The organism is Micromonospora sp. NPDC018662 (assembly GCF_044391475.1).
Taxonomy (GTDB): domain Bacteria; phylum Actinomycetota; class Actinomycetes; order Mycobacteriales; family Micromonosporaceae; genus Micromonospora.
The window spans coordinates 124,875-141,502 of sequence record NZ_JBISAC010000004.1; the positions used below are offsets into that span (position 1 = coordinate 124,875).

The following is a 16,628-nucleotide window of genomic DNA, read 5'->3' on the forward strand; positions in this document are numbered from 1 at the left end:
CCCGGCTATTCGCCCCAGACGAGCGTGTCGCTGCTGACCGGCGCGATCGGCGAGCTGGGAGTGAGCCCGGTGACGTCGACGGTGTAGGCGCCGTACACGCCCGCCCGGCCCGCCCGGACCCACGCGACGACCTGGTTCACCTCGGCCGTGCGACGTGGCGATCCTGCGCGTACCTGCCGACGCCTATGCCAACTAATCGGGCCACCCGGTTGACGCTCCTCTTCCGACACGCGTGACGAGTGCGCCCGACCGTACCCAGAAAAGGCTCGGACAACGTGACGGATTTTTGACATTCATGACCTCGGAAAACCGCCACGCTCCGCCGAGGAAACGACGCGGAAATGCTGCTCGAGTGGCGGCGTTCCGGGCCGGTACGCGAACCGCGTACCGGCCCGGATCCGTGGCCGTGACCTTATGCCTTGATCGCGGCGTCCAGTGCCTTGGCCAGATCGTCGTGACCGGTCAGGTTGGGGTGCGGGCACCCGCCGATCAGCGTCTTCTGGATCTTGTCGGAGGTGAGGGCCGGCGCCGGTTGGAAGCGGACGATCGGGTCGGCCGGCAGAATGCTCGCCCGGATGGCGTTGTTGATGTCCTTCGTCCAGGTCTGGACCTGTGTCTTCCACGCCTGGTGCGCCACCAGGTCCACCTCGACGGCGGGGATGTTCGGCAGCGCGCCCTTGACCGGGTCGGGCAGCTTCGTGTTCTGCACGTACGTCTGGGCGAACGCCCCGAGTGCCACCTTCGCCGGCGTGATGTCGTAGTAGCCCATCCAGACCACCTTGTCCGCCCCGGCACGGACCATCCGGGTCGTGATCGCGTTCGCGTCCGCGGTGATCTTCGCGTAGTTGGCGGGACCGTCGAAGGCGGGCACCGCGAACCGGAGCCGGTCGACGGTCACCTCCCTCTCGTTGCCGGCGTTGACGTTCTCCTGCAACACCACCTGGCAGGCCCCGCCCTTGATCACGTCGTCCCGGGCGATCTGCCTGCCCGTCGTGTCGTACCAGCGGATCACCGCGTTGAACGGCAGGTTGTTCCGGATGAAGTACCGGACCATCTCGGTGCGCATCAGCTCGGCCATGCCGCACATCGCGATGCCCTGGGCCACCTGGGTCCAGTTGGTGTTGTTGATCCCACCGGTGGTGACGAAGTATGCCTTGCGCCGGTCCTGTTTGGCCTTGGCCACGGCCGCCTCGGCCAGCGCTATCGGCGCCGCCGCGCGTGCCCAGAGGTTCTCGCAGGCGTCCGGGTAGGTCGCCGGTGCGCCGAGGATGTCACCCGTGCCCATGCCGGTACGCGCGAAGTTGTAGTACTCCACCACGTCGCGGTTCAGGTCGGTCACGTACTTGCCCGCGTAGCTCGACGTCATGTCGTTGCCGGGCAGTCCCCGCTGGTCCGCCTTGGTGTTCTGGTTGACGGCGCACTTCTTGGGCTCGTGGTGGTTCTTCACCTGGATGTGCGCCGAGGTGACGGAGTCGCCGGTCGCCACCAGCACGGCCGGCGCGGTGGGAGTCCGGTTGGGCGGGCAGAGCCGGTCCTTCTCCGCCTCGGTGAGCCGGCTGTCGGTCGGTGCGGTGGTCCCGGACGCCGCGCACCCGCCGGCGGGCGGTGACGGACTCCCCGACGGCGGCACCGTGGCGGTGGGCGGGACCGTGGCGGTGGGCGGGACGGTGGTGGGTGGAGCGGTGGTGGTGGGTGGAGCGGTGGTGGTGGGTGGAGCGGTGGTGGTGGGCGGAGCGGTGGTGGTGGGCGGCGCGGTGGTGGTGGGCGGCACCGTGGCGCTGGGCGACACCGTCGGGGTGGTGGGACTCGGCGTGACCGGGCACGGGTTCGGCGGCACCGAGGCGGACGGGCCGGCCGACCCGCTGGGACTCGCACTCGCGCTGCCGGTGGATGTCGGGACGACGGTCGGGGCGGCGGTGACCGTCGACGGCGCCGAGGGCGTCGCCGTCGCGGTCGCGACGACCGGGACCGGCGTCACCGAGGGCGACCCGGTCGGCCCGCACCGGGCCTGCCGGTCCTCCTCGATGCCGGTCAGCACGTCGGGTGGCAGCGGCTCGTCCGGTGCGACGCACGGATCGAAGAACCAGTCCACCCCCTCGATGTGGCGGATGCACGTGCCCGCGTCGGCGGTGTCGACGGGCGTGCGGTCCGAGGCCGGCCGGGCCGCGGCGGGCAGCAGACCCATGAACAGGGTGACCACCACGGTTGCGGCCGGCAGCAGGAGCCTCCGGTGTCTGCGCATGGAACCTCCGATCGTTCCCAGGCGCACCGCCTGGGACCACGCCTCTACCCACTTTCAAAGATCTAGATGCATGAATATTAGGGGCGGCTGCGGCATCCGGAAGCCGGTCAACCGCCCGGGCAGCGGGTGTCGCCCCCGCGGTGTTCCACGCAGTGTCCGGGCGGGTCGGCCGTGGCCGGCGCCGGGGTCGGATCGAGGTCCCGGCGACCGCCACCAGCACGAAGGTCAGCAGGGCCAGGGACGCCCGGCGGCGCAGGTCGGCGTACCCACCGGGGGCGTCGCCGTAGCTGGCCGACCACTGGTGCAGGCCGATGCCCACCCACCAGGTGGCCGTCGCGACCAGCCCGCAGACCCAGAGCACGACCAGCAGTCCGACGATCGGGTCGCCCCGGCGACCGGGGCCGGTGGTGTCAGGCGCCTTCTCGACCGGTCACCGGGGCTGGGCGAGGAAGCGCAGGTATTCCACCCGGTCGAACGGGTTGCCGTCGGTGCGGGGCCGACTCGGCGGGTCACCGGCCACCGGCCGGTCCCCGTCGGGCGCCGACGACCACAACCCCTCGCCGCGGGACAGGTCCGGCAGTCGCCGCTGCGCCTCCGTTTCCAGCCGGGTCGGCAGGAGGCCGCCGATCCGCCAGCCGGCCGCGATCTCGTCGGTGCTGTCGATCCGGGCACCGAGCCGGACCAGGTACGCCGTGACCGGGCCGAGCCGGTCGGCCGGCACCTCCGCCTCGAACCGGCGGCACGGCTCGAAGACGCGGGTGCCGGCCTCCGCGAGCGCTCGCATGAGGACGTACGGCGCGAGGTCCCGGAAGTGCCCGGCGGTGGTGATCGGCGACCAGTAGCCGCTGTGGGTGAGCGTGACCCGGATGTCGGTGACCGGCCAGCCGTGGCGTCCCTGGTCGAGCGCGGCGCGGGTGGCCTCCTCGATGGCCCGGTGGAACGCCAGCGGCAGCGCGCCCAGCTCGACGTCGAGCCGGTAGTCCACACCGGAACCGGGCTCGACCCGGAACCCGACCGTGCCGAAGAAGCCGTGCCCGATGATCTCCACCGCGGCGCCGGTGCCGACCGGCCGTTCGACGTGCATGAGTCGGCCCGGCTCGAAGTCCGCCTCGATCCCGTACGTCTCGGCCAGCGTGGCGGCCAGCACCTCGCGCTGCACCTCGCCGTAGAGCAGCACGCTCGTGCCGCCGTCCGGGGCCACCCTGGTCCGGATGAACGGGTCGGCGTCCGCGAGGTCCAGCAGCGCCGCGTGCAGCGCCAGTGCCCGGTCCGGATCGCGGGGGCGCACCACCGCCTCCAGGGTCGGTGCCGGGAAGTGCGCACGCCCGTCGAGGCCGGCCGGGCTGCCGAGCTGGTCGCCGAGGCGTACCCCGGTCAGGCCGGTGACCCGCGCGATGGACCCGGCGGTCAGCGGGGCCGGCTGCGGGCGGTCGGTGGCCGCGCCGACCACGTCGAGCCGGGTGATCCGGGCGCGGGTCGCGGTGATCCGGCCGTCCGGCTCCCGGCGGTACGCGGTGACCCGCTGCCGCGCGCGGAGCTGCCCGCCGTACGCCCGCAGGTATGCCACCCGCTCGCCGGCCGGGTCGCGTTCCAGGGCGAAGACGCGGGCCCGCGGCTCGGGCTCGGCCGGCGGCGACGCCGGGAGCAGGGTCGCGACGGCGTCCAGCAGTTCCGGAATGCCGGCCCCGGACATCGCCGAGCCGAACAGCAGTGGGTGGACCTGCCCGGCGGCGGTCTGCGCGCGCAGCGCCCGGTCGATCCGGTCCGGCTCGGGCGGCAGGTCGTCGACCAGCGCGGCCAGCAGGTCGTCGTCGTGCTCGGCGAGGACCTCGGCGAGCCGGTGGGCGGCGTCGCGGTCGTACCGTGGCCGGTGCGGCCGGAAGGTGGCCCCGGCGGTGCCGGGCGCGCGGACCGTGCCCAGCGGGGCGACGGCCGGGGTGAGCAGTCGACGCACGTCCGCGACCAGCTCGTCGACCCGGGCGCCCATCCGGTCGATCTTGTTGACGAAGATCAGGGTGGGCAGCCGCAGCGACCGGAGGATCCGCATGAGCCGCCGGCTGTGCGGCTGGACGCCCTCGACCGCGGACAGCACCAGGACGGCCGCGTCGAGCACCCCGAGCGCGCGTTCGACCTCGGCCACGAAGTCGCTGTGCCCGGGGGTGTCGAGCAGGTTGACCTGGCGGTCGCGGACGACGAACGCGGCGACGGCGCTGCGGATGGTGATGCCCCGCCGGCGCTCGATCTCGCCGCTGTCGGTGCGGGTGGTGCCCGCGTCGACGCTGCCGAGCCGGTCGATGACGCCGGTGGCGTGCAGCAGGCGTTCGGTCAGGCTGGTCTTACCGGCGTCGACGTGGGCGACGATGCCGAGGTTGACGGTCTGCATGGGTTGACGGGTCCTCGAAAGCTCGCGTCCGGATGGGCGGGAAGGTTTCGAGTCCTCGCATCGCCGTGCTCCCGTCGATCGGTTCGGCCCGTCTCCGGGTCAGGTTGGCACAACCGGCGCGGCCGGTCCACCCGAATAGCGCCCGTGGTCAGCGGTCGTGGGCCGGAGGGTCGTCCAGCAGCGCCTCGCCGGACCTCGCCGGCCGGGACGACGTCGGACGCCGCCTCCGGCACCAGCCTCGCCGCCTCCCGATCACCCCCGGCCCGCTCCGGGGCGGCCCTCCGGACCGGTCGGGCACTCGGTCTCCTGCACCAGATAGTGCGGCCGGCGCTTGGTCTCGTAGTAGATCCGGCCGATGTACTCCCCGATCACCCCGAGGAGCATCATCTGGATGCCGCCGAGCCCGATCACGCTGACGATGATGGTGGTGTAACCGGGGACGTCGATGCCCTTCTCGACGGCGTCCGCGACCACCCAGGCCATGTAGGCGACCGCGATCAGGGTGAGGAACAGTCCGCCGTAGATCGCCAGACGCAGTGGCCGGTTGTTGAACGACAGCAGCCCGTCGAACGCGTAGTTGAAGAGCTTGCCGAACGTCCACCGGCTCCGCCCCGCCTGGCGGGTCTCGTTGCGGTGGGCCACCACCGCGGTCCGGAAGCCGATCCAGGAGAACAGGCCCTTGGAGAACCGGTTGTACTCCGGCATGGTCAGGATCGCGTCCACCGCGAGCCGGGACAGCAGGCGGAAGTCGCCCGCCCCGTCCAGCAGGCGTACGTCGATCCACCGGTTGATGGCGCGGTAGAACGACCGGGAGGCGATGGTCCGTACGAAGCGGTCACCACGCCGGTCCCGGCGGGCGATCACCTGGTCGAAGCCCTGACGGTAGAGCGCCACCATCTCGGGCAGCAGCCGCGGCGGGTGTTGCAGGTCGGCGTCCATGATCACGACGGCGTCGCCGGTCGCCCGCCGCAGCCCGGCGAGCATCGCCGCCTCCTTGCCGAAGTTCCGGCTCAGCGACGTGTAGCGGACGTCGGCGTCGGCGGCGGCGAGCCGGCGCAGCGCCGCGAGGGTGCCGTCGGTGCTGCCGTCGTCGACGTAGACCACCTCGACGTCCACGTCGGCCAGCTCGGCGAGCGCGGCGCGCACGGTCTCGTGCAACCGCTCCACCGACGCTTCCTCGTTGAAGCAGGGCACCACCAGTGACAGCCGCACGCGTGTCACCTCGCCCCGCCCCGGTCAGAGGTGGTAGACCAGCGTGCCATCGAGATCCTCCCGGGTGATGCCGAGCCCGTCGACCGGCCGGGCCTCGATGCCCTCCCACGGCGTGCCGGCGGCACGGCTCGGGACGGCCACGACCGACCGCACGCCGATCCCGCGCAGGTAGGCCACGCTGCCCGGGTCGGGGAAGGACGCGACCGCGGCCTTGGTCTGCGCCTGGCTGACCGGCTCGAAGCCCGCCAGCCCGTTGGTCACCCGCGGGAAGCCGTCGGTCGTCCAGAGCATGTACGTCAGGTCGCCCACCCCGCCGGCCGGCAGCACCAGGATCGGATCCGGCGCCGCCCGCAGCGCCGCCGGTGGTCGGGGCACCTCCGGGTGGGGCGTGGTGTTGACGCCCTCCACGACGACCAGGGCGAGCGGCACCAGCAGGAGCAGCGGCATGAGGAGCCGCGTCCAACGTCGGTCGGTGGGTCGTCGCCCCGGCGACTCGGCCAACGCGGTCACCAGCCCGGCGGCCAGCAGCGCCAGCAGCAGACTGGTCCAGTGCATCATCCGGCCGGGCGTGCGCAACGCGTCCCAGCCCGGCAGGTGCGTGGACAACGTCAGGTAGCCGGGATCGCCGTCCCCGCCGAGCGTGGCGCCCAACCCCAGCAGCACCGTGCCGAGCACGCCCGCTCCCAGCGCGACCCGGCGCCGCAGCGGGTACGCCGAGACGATCAGCCCCGCCGCGGCCAGCCCGATCAGCGTCATGCCCGGCAGCAGCGCCATCTCCGGCGGCCAGCTGAGCTGCTCGCGTGCGGCGGCGTGGCGCTCGCCCCACAGCCACGAGTCCCCGGGCGCGGTGAGGAACCCCATCAGCGGTGGGGAGAACATCTTCGTCCAGTCCAACGTCCGTTGGGCCTGCGGGTTGAGGTCGACGACGCGCAGGAAGACCAGGCCGAGCAGCAGCGTCACCGCGCCGAACACGGCGCCGCCGGCCAGGTCCGCGAGCAGCAGCCGTCGGCCGAACGGTGGGCGTTCCCGCCGCCGCCACCAGGACCAGCCGTAGCAGCCGGCCGCCACCAGCACGGCGGCGAGCAGGAAGTAGACCAGTGGCAGCCCGATGCCGAAGCCGAGGCTGACCTGCCAGGCGGCGACGAGCCACCCGGCGAACGCCCAGCCGGGTCGTCGCCGCTCCGGCCGGTAGCCGTGGCGCAGCGACCACCCGTGACCTCGGGCCAGCATCGCCAGGGACAGCGCGATGCCGCCGCTGGAGAGGATGTTCAGGTGCCCGGAGTGCGCCAGCCGCCACGGCGCGAACGCCCAGGCGACCCCGGCGACCGCCCCGCCCCACCGGTTCGCGCCGAGCTGCCGGGCCAGCGCGTACGCCCCGAGGCAGGCCAGCGCGTGCAGCAGCACGTAGAGCACGTTGTAGCGGATCACGGCCGCCTCGAAACCGGTGCCGAGCATCCCCGCCGGGGCGTAGCCGAGCAGCGTGTCGCTGTAGGCGTACGTGTACCGCTCGGGGTAGAACGTGTTCGAGTGCCAGAGGTCGAGGGGGCTGTTCAGCAACGCGTGCCCCGACCAGGCCACCTGCCACGCCTGCAACGTCGGGTCGCCGAGGTCGCCGGGGATCGTGCTGGCCGGGTGTCGCAGCGTCGGCCAGGTGAGCGCCACCGACACCAGCAGGCTGGCCAGCGTCGCCAGGACCCATTCGGGACGGACGCGGCGCCAGCGGTCCCGCCCGCGCGGGGGCGGGTCGGTGGGGATCTCTTCGGGATCCGCGCTGTCGATGGTGTCCTGGGTGTCGGTGGGCGGGGCTTCCATGGGATAGATGATGTGCGATGTGGTGACCGCTGTCGATCAGCTGTCCGGACGGTGGGCCGCCACCGCTTGATTGAATAGGAATCTGTCAATAGATTGAGGGGTGGGCGCCGCCGAGGCCCCGGAGGACCGGGCCGTCGGCGGCTGACAGCTCCACCCCGAGCCGGGCACGTCGGCCGTACGCGCCGACCAGTCGCCGTGGCGCACCGTCGCGCCACACCCAGGGCACGTTGCCGCGCCGCGTCCGTCCGGGACGCGCGCCGCCGCGCCGCCTCCGCTCCGCTCGATGGCAGAAGGACCCCTCCATGACGATTCTCCGCGCCCGCCCCGCCCCGACCCTGGCGGCCGTCGCCGCGCTGGCCGCCGCCGTGGCCGCGACCGGGACGGCCGTGCTCGCCGGCCCGGCCGCCGCCGCCCAGGGCTGCCGGGTCGACTACACGCCCAACCAGTGGTCCGGCGGGTTCACCGCCGCGGTCAAGGTCTCTCCGGGCGACACCGCCGTCTCCGGTTGGACCGTCACCTGGACGTACGCCGGTGACCAGCGCGTCACGAACGGCTGGAACGCCACCGTCACCCAGTCCGGGTCGACGGTGACCGCCCGCAACGTGTCGTACAACGGCAGCATCCCGGCCGGCGGCTCCACCGAGTTCGGCGTGCAGGGCACGTTCGCCACCGGCGGCGGCGCGCCGACCGGGTTCAGCCTGAACGGCTTACCCTGCAACGGCGCCGGACCGACCGGCGTGCCCACCACGACGGTGCCGACCACCGCGCCGCCGACCTCGACGCCGCCCACCACCGCGCCGCCGCCCACCACCCCGCCGCCGGCCGGGTGCGCCGGGGCGGTGCTCTGCGACGGCTTCGAGAACCAGACCGGCTCCACGCCGTCCGGCGACTGGACCGTGGTGAACCCGGACTGCTCCGGCGCGGGCACGGCCACCATCGACACGACCACCACGCACAGCGGCGGCCGGGCGGTCCGGATCAACGGCGCCGCCGGCTACTGCAACCACGTGTTCATCCGGTCCACGAAGAACCTCGGCAGCCTGGGCAGCGTCCGGTACGGCCGGATCTGGGTGCGGCACACCACCGCCCAGCCCACCGACCACACCACGATGATGGCGATGACCGACGCCGCCGACGGCAACAAGGACCTGCGGATGGGCGGCCAGAACGGCGCCATGCAGTGGAACCGCGCCTCGGACGACGCCACGCTGCCCGAGCAGAGCCCGGCCGGGGTGGCGCAGAGCCTGCCGCTGCCCACCAACCGGTGGGCCTGCCTGGAGTTCATGGTGGACGGCTCCGCCGGTCAACTCCGTACCTGGCTGGACGGCACCGCCGTGGCCGGGCTGACGGCGGATGGCGTACCGACGCACGACATCGACGGTCAGTGGTACAACCGCACCTGGCGGCCGCAGCTCACCGACCTGAAGCTGGGCTGGGAGAGCTACGGCGGCGGGTCCGACACGCTCTGGTACGACGACGTCGCGGTCGGGTCCAGCCGGATCGGCTGCTGACCCGTCGAGAACGCGGACGGGTCCGGGGTGTGGTCCGGTCGAGCGACCACGCCCCGGACGGTCCGGCCGCCGTGCCAGGCGTGCGACGCCGGAAGGGTTAGCGGGCCGGACTGCCGTCGACGTCGGCACGGCTGTCGCCGAACCACCGGGCCAGCGCCCCGTCGAGCGTCCGCTGGTCGTCGCCGACCCATGCCACGTGCCCGTCCGGGCGGAGCAGGAGCGCCGGCACGTCCAGGTCGGCGTCGGCGTCGGCGACGTGGCCGACCCGGTCGGCCCAGCCGGCCACTGACAGCCGTCCCGTCCGGTCGAGCAGCAGCCCTCGGCCGGTGCGCATCACCTCGAACAGGCGCCCGGGCCGGAGCGGGACGTCGCGCAGCCGCCGCCCGAGCAGGTCGTGGCCCGGACCGAGGTCGTACCGGACGCCGATCGCGGTGATCTTCTCGATGAGGAACCGGTTGACGTCGTCGATGTCCATCAGCCGCGCCACCAGCCGCCGGACCGCCTGCGGCCCGGGCTCGGTGCTGGTCAGCTGCATCTGCGCGCGGGTGTTGTCCAGCACGTCGGCGGCCACCGGATGCCGTTCGGAGTGGTAGGTGTCCAGCAGGTCGTCCGGCGCCCGGCCGGTGACGGCCGCCGCCAGCTTCCAACCCAGGTTGAACGCGTCCTGGAGGCCGAGGTTGAGCCCCTGCCCACCCATCGGCGGGTGGACGTGCGCGGCGTCCCCGGCCAGGAACACCCGCCCGACCCGGTAGCGGTCGGCCTGGCGGGTCGCGTCGCCGAAGCGCGACAGCCAGCGGGGGGAGTGCACGCCGAAGTCGGTGTCGGCGTACCGGCGGAGCTGCTGGCGGAACTCCTCGATCGTCGGCGGCGTCGCCCGGTCCTCGGCCACGCCCGCCGCCGGCACGACCACCCGGAACACGCCCGGCCGGCCGGCCGGCCCCAGCCCGAACCGCTTCTCCGTCCGGCGGACCTCGGTCATCACCTCGGTGATGTGCTCCGGTGACGCGGTCACCTCCATCTCGCCCAGCAACGTGTCGACAGTCGAGGGCTCACCGGGGAACCCGACCCCGAGCAGTTTCCGGACCGTGCTGCGCCCGCCGTCGCAGCCGACGACGAACCGCGCCCGCAACGGCGTCGCGGTCGCACCGTCGAGGCCGACGGTCACGCCGTCGTCGTCCTGTTCCAGCGCGACCACTGTCGCGCCGCGCCGGATCTCGGCACCCGCCTCGGCCGCGTGGTCGGCGAGCAACCGGTCGGTGAGCGTCTGCGGAATGCCGAGCACATATCCGTGCGCGGTGTCCAACCCGGCGGGCGCGGGCTTCTCGATTCCCGCGAAGAATCCCCGGATCTCGCCGGGACGGATCGGATATGCCCTGCCGTGGTCGAGGAAACGCTCCAGCAGGCCCCGTTGGTCCAGGATCTCGATGCTGCGGACGTGCAGCCCGAGCGACCGCACGAACGGCGGCGGCTCGGTCTCCTTCTCCAGCACCAGCACGTCGACGCCGGACAGGCGCAGTTCGCCCGCCAGCATCATGCCGGTCGGGCCGCCGCCGACGATGATCACATCGAACATGAATTCCCCCATGGTGGGCCGATTTCTGCGCTCGGCGGACGATTGTGCGCCACGATCGGGGTCTTGCCGCAAGCCCGGGGGTGCGGTATACGTTAATAGTGGCAAGGAGTTCTGCTCCTTGCCTTTCGTTTTCCCGGGACGCTTTCGTTTTCCGGAACGGCGCGGCTCAGTCGCCGACGAGCGCGTCGAAGCGTTCACCTCGGCGGAGCCGATCGACGAGGTCGAGCACGGCGGCCCGCCCGCCGTGTGCCGCCACCCACCGGTGGACCCGGCAGGCGGCCCTGGCGTACACCTGCTCGTCCGCGCCGGCGGCGCGCAGCCAGGCATCCAGCGTCTCCGGCAGTGGCCCCGACGCGGCGTCCCGGCAGCGGTCCGGGGCGGTGGGCGGCGCGAGATACCGCCGGTCGTCCGAGACCAGGACGGCGAGCCCCTCGTCGAACCACTGGGGAACCTCGTCACGCCGGGAACCGAGGCGGGCGTGCAGTTCGACGTGCGAGAGTTCGTGTGCCGCGATCACCGCGGAGATGCCCCGGGGCGAGAGCATCAGCGCCCGGTCGCGGATCGCGATCCCCCGCTCGCCGCCGCCCCCGATCCGCCGGTAACAGCGAGACGTGAGGCAGGCGAGCACGGTGGGGTCGCTCTCGCGCCCCTGGTAGAAGTCGTCGACCCGCTGGCTCGCGTCGCGGTACACCTCGATCAGCCGCTGCCGGTCGGCGTCCGGCAGGTCGGGTTCGGCGTAGAGGCCGTCGCGCACCGGCGTCAGCCCGTAGCAGCGGGGGCAGGTGGTGGCGGCGACCGACGGGTACGCCAGGACCAGCGCGACCGTCGCGGTCACCGTCAGGACGACCACGCCGGCCACCACCAGGCGCCAGCGCCGCCACCGGCCCGGTCGAGCGGACATGCGAACTCCTCGCCCGGCCGGCTCAGCCGATCTGGCTGCTGTCCTTGAGCGCGCCCCACCCGTGCCAGCGGTCGATCTCGATCGACGCGCTGACCCGGCCGCGTTCCCGGCGCGGGTACGGCTGCCCGGTGTAGTGCCGGGCGAGCCGGTCGATGTCCGCCAGGCCCTCGTCGTCGCGCAGCTCCACGACGTGGCCGATGATGCTGACGTGGGTGTACCAGCCCTGTTCGTCCAGCACGGTGAGGGTGACCCGGGGGTCGTTGCGCAGGTGGCCCAGCCGGCGCCGCCCCTCGTCCATGTTCACCAGGATCCGGCCGTCGTCCCACAGGTACCAGGTGGCCGCGGAGACCGGCTGCCCGTCGGGGCGCAGGGTGGCGATCACGGCGGGGTTCGGCTTGCGCAGCATGGCGACGGCGGGCTCGGGCAGCGGCGGCTTCGACATGGTTCTCCTCTTCACGACGGCGCTTTCCCGCACTGTACGTACCGGCGGGGTCCGCCGCCGGTCGTACCGCTCGCTGCGGGGGGGGGGGGGGGGGGGGGGGGGGGGGGGGGGGGGGGGGGGGCGGGGGGGGGGCGGGGGGGGGGGGGGGGGGGGGGGGGGGGGGGCCGCCCCCCGCCCCCGCCGTTGCTCAGGGACTGGTGCAGGTGAGGTTGCCGGGCGAGGCGGTGCCGTCGCCGGTGGCGGTGAACCCGAAGGTGGTCGACGCGTTCGCGCCCAGCGTGCCGTTGTAGGGGGCGTTCCGGACGGTGACGGTGCCGGTGGTGCCCGTGTTGACGCCGCTCCAGAGGCTGCTGATGGCCTGGCCGCCGGCCAGGGTCAGGCGTACGGTCCAGCCGTTGAGCATGCCGGCGGTGCTGTTGGCCACGGTGACCTCACCCTGGAAGCCGCCGGGCCACGTGTTGACGGTGCGGTAGGTCGCCGCGCAGGCGCCCGTGCCGCCGGTCGGCGGAGGCGTCGTCGGCGGCGCGGTGGTGGGGGGCGTGCTGGTCGGCGGCGGCGTGGTGGTGGGCGGGGTGGTGGTCGGCGGGGTGGTGGACTGGAACTGGCTGAAGAACCGCCAGATCTCCCCCGAGGTCCAGGTCCGGGAGTCGTTCGGGCTGCCCGATCCGTCCACCGGGCTCGGCGTGTGGTCGCCGTCGAAGGCGGCCCACTGCACCGGGTAGCCGGCGCGGCAGCCGGAGTAGACGGTGGTGATGTGGCTGAAGCTGTTCAAAGCCGGTTCGCGCGGGGTCTGGGCGGTGCAGCCGTTGTTCCGCACGAACGTGTCGCGCAGCGACCGGCCCATGGAGATGTTCAGCACGCTGTCGTGGGTGCCGTGGATGCCGAAGTAGGGCACCGGCTGGGTGCCGCCGTTGCAGCCGCTGAGGTTCGCGCCGGACAGCACGGCGACCGCACGGATGACGCTGGATCGGGCGCAGGCCACCGCGTAGCTCATGGCCCCGCCGTAGCTCCAGCCGAGCGCGAAGCGTTGGGTGGTGTCGACGCAGAGGTCGTTCTCGACCTGCCGGGAGATGTCGTCGAAGAGCGTCAGGTCCCGGCCGTTGGTGTTGGCCCAGCCGTTGTCGATGCCCTGCGGCGCGACGAAGATCGTGCTGTTGTTCGACAGCGGGAGAAGACCGTAGTAGCCGGCCGAGGCGACGTTGTTCGCCGAGCCGTTCAGCCAGTGGAAGCCGAAGACGAGCCGGTAGGGGTGGTTCCGGTCGTACCCGTCCGGGATCCGCAGGATGTAGCTGCGGTTCTGGCCGCTGCTGGAGATGGTGCGGGTCCCGTTGGTGAGCGTGGGGGCCTTGCCGCAGCCGGCGGTCGCCGCCAGCGTGCCGGTCGTCGCGGCCTGCGCCGCGGGGCCGAGGCCGCCGCTCAGCACGCCGCCCGCGGCCGCCGCGAGGAACACGGCCGCCGCGGCGAGGGATGGGAGAAGCGGGGTACGTTTCACGATTGCTTGCCTCCGTGCCGTTGATGGTGGTGCCGGTGGGGTGCGCGTGGGTGCCCGGCGACCGCCGACGTGCCGCCGGAGCGCGAGCCGTGCCGGGGGCGCCTGCGAGGTGGCGTGGGGGAGCGGTGCGCCGGGCCGGAACGGTGTCCGGCAGCGACCTCCGGTCGGCTGGCGTCGGCGGAACGGCCCGGACCGGTCACCGGCCGGTCTGCCCTGTGGCGCCGCGCCGGTCGACGGGTGACGGGAACGTGCCCTGCGCTCCCAGGCCGAAAGATAGCAGGTTATCGATAACAGCTTCAACCGCAAGCGTTACGGAAAACTCGTCGGCAGGACTTTTCAGCGGCGGTTGCCGGCTCGTGCCCTGTCGGTCGAAGTCGCACCTGAAAGCCGTCTTCGCCTCATCGGAACTCTCGGTGTGCTCGCCGAAAAATTCGGACCCGACGGTCACGTGACGACTGTGAGCGATCACAACTCGTGCCCGCCGCCCGGCGTCCCCGCGGTGCGCGGTGCCGAACGATCGATCACGTTCGGCCGACGGTTGATCGCCTTGGGTGGCTGGTCCGTTAGGACTGGAGGAGGCGCGGGTGCGCCTGCCTCGAACGGAGGGTTCGCATGCTCAGTACGACTCGTTCCCGGGCCCGGGCGCTCTCGGCCGTCGGCGTGGCCGGTGTCCTGGCGGCGACCGGCGCGTCGACCCGCCCGGCGTCGGCCGCCGAGGCGCCGGCGCCGGCCGCCGTCGGCGCCCACCGGCTCCACGTCCCGCGCATCGCCCCGGCGATCCGGCCGCCGGCGGGATCCCGCCCGGTCGGCGCGTACGTGGTCACGAGCGGAACGCAGACCTACACGTGCGCCGGCGGCGTGTTCACCGGCGCGTCCGTGCCGGAGGCCGAGCTGATCGGCACGGGCGGCCGGGTCCACCACTTCAAGGGCCCGAGCTGGCAGTCGGAACGTGACGGCTCGCTGATCACGGCGAAGAAGACCGCGGAGAGCCCGCGCCCGGGGACGATCCCCGAGTTGCTGCTCACGGTCGACTCCCACGCCGGCGCCGGCATCCTCGACCATGTCGCGTACGTCAACCGGCTTCTGACGTCGGGCGGCGTCGCCCCGTCCGGCGCCTGCGCGTACGGTACGACGGCGGCCGTGCCGTACGGCGCGGTCTACGTCTTCTGGTCCGCGCCGCGGTAGCCGCCCCGCCCGCCGCGTCCGTCCCCGGCCTTCCGGTGAGTGCCGGGGACGGACGCGGCCACTAGGGTGCGAGGCGTGCACATCCGTTTCGACGTACCGGCCGATCCCGCCTACCCGGGCCGGGTGGCCGCCGCGCTCAGCGGGGTCCGGCTGCGCCCCTTCGGCCGCCTCGGCGCGGTGCTGGCGGCGGTCGGGGTGGTCGGTCTGGTCGCCTCGGGGGCGTTCGGGTGGGGCGATCGGGCCGCGCCGCTGTGGACGTCGATGCTCGTGGCCGGCCTGCTGTCGATGCTGTACTCACCGTGGGTCCGGTGGCGCGCCCGCCGCCGCTCCGGTGACTACGCGGTCGAGGGCGGCTACGACATCACCGACGACAACATCATGATGCGCAGCGGCGCGGAGTCCGGCGGCATCGCGTGGGACGGCGTCACCCGGGTGACGGACACCCCGGAGTTCTGGATCGTGTACGTCGGCCGGATGCCGGCCACCGTGATCCCGCGTTGGCTGATGTCCGCCGGGGACGCGGAGACGCTGCGCGCGTTCCTGGCCGGACGCGGCCTGCTCCGGTCCCGGTGAACCCGTCGGTGGCCGTCCCTAGACTGCGGCCGTGAGATACCAGGAATTCGAGGCGGCCGTCCGCCGGTTGGTCGCCGGTGCCCGCGAGGAGGCTCTCCGCGCCTTCGGCGCCGAGACGGTGGCCCGGGTCGTCCGGGACGAGGAACTGCCCGGGATCGCCGCCGCGGGCGAACTCGACGACGCCGCGTCGGCGGCGTTCGCCGTCGCCCGGGCGAACGCCGCGACGGCCGGCGCGGCCGACCTGCGCGCGCTGCTCACGCGCATCGACGACGGCGTTTTGAGCGACGGGGACATGGACCCGGAACTCCTCATCGCCGTCTCGGCGCTCGAACACTGGACGACCTATCTGGAGACGGGCCGGCGCGACGAGATCCACGAGCTGGCCGTCCGCGCGGTCGAGCAGGTCGACTACCGGGTCCCGGCCGACCTCGACGACTTCCTGGCCACCCCCGAGATGTCCGCCGAGTACGCGCGGATCGAGCGGCTGCTCACCGCGTGATCCGGTCGCGACGCCGAAGGGCCAGCGTGGCGCTGCACTAGGGTGTGGTCATGACGGCTCGCCTGGACGGGATCGCCTTCCCGCCCCGCCGCCCGGCGGAACGGTTGGGGGTGGCGGTGGTGAGTGAGCTGGTCGAGCTCATCGTCACCGGCCAACTCGGCGCGGGGCAGCTCCTTCCGCCGGAGGGGCCGCTCAGCGAGCACTTCGGCGTCAGCCGGACGGTGATCCGGGAGTCGGTGAAGCGGCTCGAGGAGAAGGGCCTGGTGGTGGTCTCGCAGGGCCGGGGCACCCAGGTGGCCCGGGTCGGCTCGTGGAACATGCTGGATCCGGTGGTGCTCTCCGCGCTCATCGACAACGACGAGTCGTTGGGCGTGCTGGACGAGCTGACGGTCGTCCGGGGCAGCCTGGAGGCGGCGATGGCGGGCACGCTGGCGAGCCGGCGTACGCCGGAGGAGCTGACCCGGGTCGAGCACGCGCTCGCCGCGATGCGCGAGATCCGGCACGAGACCGACTCGTTCCGCCAGGCGGACGTGGTCTTCCACTTCACCGTCATGGAGCTGTCCGGCAACCGTCTGGCGGAGAACATCTGCAAGCGCCTCTACCGGCGGGCGATGGAGAGCAACCGCTTCCACGGCATGGCGTACGAGAGCGCGTTCGAGTCGACGCTCGACGAGCACGCGCGGGTGGTCGACGCCATCTCCCGCCAGGACGTGGCCGCCGCCGAACGCGCGATGCGGGACCACATCGTCACCTCGTGGCAGCGGCGCCGGCTGGCGGGGCCGGGCGGCGGCGAGGCACGGTAG

General features: G+C 73.1%; 15 protein-coding genes. 5 read left to right on the top strand and 10 right to left on the bottom strand.

Features of this window, described 5'->3' with window-relative positions; all coding sequences use genetic code 11:
* Nucleotides 1–5 precede the first annotated feature (5 nt).
* From ACH495_RS14235 to ACH495_RS14255, 5 genes are all read right to left on the bottom strand, one after another.
* Nucleotides 6–140 carry a hypothetical protein gene (locus ACH495_RS14235; RefSeq protein WP_396858152.1) on the bottom strand — a complete coding sequence of 45 codons (135 nt, stop codon included), beginning with the start codon at nt 138–140 and terminating at the stop codon, nt 6–8.
* A gap of 272 nt (nt 141–412) precedes the next feature.
* Nucleotides 413–2,242, bottom strand: a complete 1,830-nt coding sequence (locus tag ACH495_RS14240; protein WP_396858153.1) for a hypothetical protein — start codon at nt 2,240–2,242, stop codon at nt 413–415.
* Between the two features lie 430 nt (nt 2,243–2,672).
* Complete coding sequence (locus ACH495_RS14245) at nt 2,673–4,625, bottom strand: GTP-binding protein (RefSeq protein WP_396858154.1); 1,953 nt, start codon at nt 4,623–4,625, stop codon at nt 2,673–2,675.
* A gap of 252 nt (nt 4,626–4,877) precedes the next feature.
* Nucleotides 4,878–5,846, bottom strand: coding sequence for a glycosyltransferase family 2 protein (locus ACH495_RS14250; RefSeq protein WP_396858155.1), 969 nt, complete (start codon nt 5,844–5,846; stop codon nt 4,878–4,880).
* A 15-nt stretch (nt 5,847–5,861) separates the two neighbouring features.
* Nucleotides 5,862–7,649 carry a hypothetical protein gene (locus ACH495_RS14255; protein WP_396858156.1) on the bottom strand — a complete coding sequence of 596 codons (1,788 nt, stop codon included), beginning with the start codon at nt 7,647–7,649 and terminating at the stop codon, nt 5,862–5,864.
* Between the two features lie 302 nt (nt 7,650–7,951).
* On the opposite strand from ACH495_RS14255, the gene ACH495_RS14260 reads away from it, so the two are divergent.
* On the top strand, nt 7,952–9,160 hold the full coding sequence (locus ACH495_RS14260; RefSeq protein ID WP_396858157.1) for a cellulose-binding domain-containing protein: 1,209 nt from the start codon (nt 7,952–7,954) through the stop codon (nt 9,158–9,160).
* 97 nt (nt 9,161–9,257) lie between these two features.
* Here ACH495_RS14260 and rox read toward each other — a convergent pair whose 3' ends face one another.
* The 5 genes from rox to ACH495_RS14285 form a co-directional block, all read right to left on the bottom strand.
* On the bottom strand, nt 9,258–10,733 hold the full coding sequence (rox, locus tag ACH495_RS14265) for a rifampin monooxygenase (protein WP_396858158.1): 1,476 nt from the start codon (nt 10,731–10,733) through the stop codon (nt 9,258–9,260).
* A gap of 166 nt (nt 10,734–10,899) precedes the next feature.
* On the bottom strand, nt 10,900–11,634 hold the full coding sequence (locus ACH495_RS14270; RefSeq protein WP_396858159.1) for a hypothetical protein: 735 nt from the start codon (nt 11,632–11,634) through the stop codon (nt 10,900–10,902).
* 22 nt (nt 11,635–11,656) lie between these two features.
* Nucleotides 11,657–12,076, bottom strand: coding sequence for a PPOX class F420-dependent oxidoreductase (locus ACH495_RS14275; RefSeq protein WP_396858160.1), 420 nt, complete (start codon nt 12,074–12,076; stop codon nt 11,657–11,659).
* Nucleotides 12,077–12,263: 187 nt separating this feature from the next.
* The gene (locus tag ACH495_RS14280; RefSeq protein WP_396858567.1) at nt 12,264–13,571 is read right to left on the bottom strand and encodes a cellulose binding domain-containing protein; all 1,308 of its coding nucleotides are present in this window, start codon (nt 13,569–13,571) and stop codon (nt 12,264–12,266) included.
* 193 nt (nt 13,572–13,764) lie between these two features.
* Nucleotides 13,765–14,016 carry a hypothetical protein gene (locus ACH495_RS14285; RefSeq protein WP_396858586.1) on the bottom strand — a complete coding sequence of 84 codons (252 nt, stop codon included), beginning with the start codon at nt 14,014–14,016 and terminating at the stop codon, nt 13,765–13,767.
* 164 nt (nt 14,017–14,180) lie between these two features.
* Between ACH495_RS14285 and ACH495_RS14290 the strand changes: the two genes are divergently transcribed.
* The 4 genes from ACH495_RS14290 (at nt 14,181) to ACH495_RS14305 (ending at nt 16,628) form a co-directional block, all read left to right on the top strand.
* Nucleotides 14,181–14,753 carry a DUF3455 domain-containing protein gene (locus ACH495_RS14290; RefSeq protein ID WP_396858161.1) on the top strand — a complete coding sequence of 191 codons (573 nt, stop codon included), beginning with the start codon at nt 14,181–14,183 and terminating at the stop codon, nt 14,751–14,753.
* 75 nt (nt 14,754–14,828) lie between these two features.
* Entirely contained in the window at nt 14,829–15,326 is a 498-nt protein-coding gene (locus tag ACH495_RS14295; RefSeq protein ID WP_396858162.1) for a YcxB family protein, read from the top strand.
* A 31-nt stretch (nt 15,327–15,357) separates the two neighbouring features.
* Nucleotides 15,358–15,825 carry a hypothetical protein gene (locus tag ACH495_RS14300; RefSeq protein ID WP_396858163.1) on the top strand — a complete coding sequence of 156 codons (468 nt, stop codon included), beginning with the start codon at nt 15,358–15,360 and terminating at the stop codon, nt 15,823–15,825.
* Between the two features lie 50 nt (nt 15,826–15,875).
* Nucleotides 15,876–16,628, top strand: coding sequence for a FadR/GntR family transcriptional regulator (locus ACH495_RS14305; RefSeq protein WP_396858164.1), 753 nt, complete (start codon nt 15,876–15,878; stop codon nt 16,626–16,628).